At 35.9% G+C, this 1,372-nt stretch carries 2 protein-coding genes; both read right to left on the bottom strand.

Annotated features, from left to right (window positions below):
* Positions 1-103: 103 nt before the first annotated feature.
* Positions 104-517, bottom strand: coding sequence for a hypothetical protein (locus J5V48_RS09685; protein WP_219938432.1), 414 nt, complete (start codon positions 515-517; stop codon positions 104-106).
* 2 nt (positions 518-519) lie between these two features.
* Positions 520-1,314, bottom strand: coding sequence for an ATP-binding protein (locus J5V48_RS09680; protein WP_219938430.1), 795 nt, complete (start codon positions 1,312-1,314; stop codon positions 520-522).
* Positions 1,315-1,372 lie beyond the last annotated feature (58 nt).

Raw genomic sequence — 1,372 nt, 5'->3', positions numbered from 1 at the left:
CCTAATCTAGTAACGCTTAAATTAGGCTTTTGTGTGTTATGATGAAGGAGTTAACTTAAAAGGCAGAAATGGAGGTTGCTTTTTACCATCTCCGCCTTTGTATTTAGCTTATCTTATAACCACAGGCTTTGAGTTCATTGGTTCTGAGTTCAAGCCTTTGGTTTAAGGTAATGTTATCCAACTCAAGTCGCTGACATCTCTTTTCTAAATCAATCTCGGATCTCTTACTTTCAACAAGTTCAGTTACTGCTTTATCGTATCTTTCTCTGATAGATTGAAGCATTGCAACTAACTCAGCGTTCTTGACCTGAAGCTTACATATAAAACCTGCATCTTCTTTTCTGGAAAACTTAGACATGCAGTTGACGTAAATACACAGCAATTCTAATAACTCATGTGTAGAGGTATTAGGATCTGCAAGCTTTATTAATGCATCAGCAGTCAGCTCTTTGCCGTCCTTATAGAGATATTCTATGATTGAATCAATTGTAATGTAGTTATGGTTAAAGACCGACATGTTTACTTATTTCCCTTAATCTCTTTATCTGAACCTCTCCATGACTTGCCTTTTAGCTCAATATATATATCATTGTGCCTAAATAACCTGTCAGCTAAAGCGTCTCTTATTGGGCTAGGATCAATTGCTTCAGGCAGACTTTTGAACATCAATTGTGAAGTGATAATGGTAGAGCCTGACATATATCTGATATCAGCAATCTCGTTTAACTTTACAGCCTGGCTGTCATTAATCTTAATTAGGCCGTAATCATCGATAACTAATACCTTGATTTTGCGTAAGCTCTCTTTGAATCTGATAAAGGCTAAGTCATCGAGTCCATCTATTTTTGCAAGTAAGTCACTTAGTCTATAAACTTTTGCACTATAGCCTTTATCCATTGCCTCCATTGCAGCAGCTATAGCTAAACTTGATTTACCAGTACCAGTAGGTCCAGTAATAATGATGTTTAATAACTTCTCAATATAATCTGTTTGAGAGAGGATTTCTATGTGATCGGCAGTAAGACCTCTTTCCTGACTTGCACTTAATTGACTGGTCCAAATTGGATAACGAATTAAAGAGTTCCTGTATAAAGATTTAAAGCGTGCTATTTTGGCGTACTTTTTCTGCTCTTCAAAGCATTTATCCAGCCTTTCATCAAAGGGCATATTGTTATAAATAAGAGGATTACTAAACTGTTGTTCAAGCTCTGAAACAAAGCCTGCAAGCTTGCATGATTTTGCCTTATCAATTAAGACCTTTTGGCTGTCTAACATTACATAATTGGTTGGTGCTGATACATCTATACCTGACATATTATTTTTCCTTTAAAAATCTATAAAGTTAATTCAACTGGTCTTCATCTGACTGAGT

The sequence above is a fragment of the Succinivibrio faecicola genome (assembly GCF_019448115.1).
In the GTDB taxonomy this organism is placed as follows: domain Bacteria; phylum Pseudomonadota; class Gammaproteobacteria; order Enterobacterales; family Succinivibrionaceae; genus Succinivibrio; species Succinivibrio faecicola.
The sequence above is the reverse complement of the archived record's forward strand: the minus strand, read 5'-3'. Positions and strand labels throughout refer to the sequence as shown.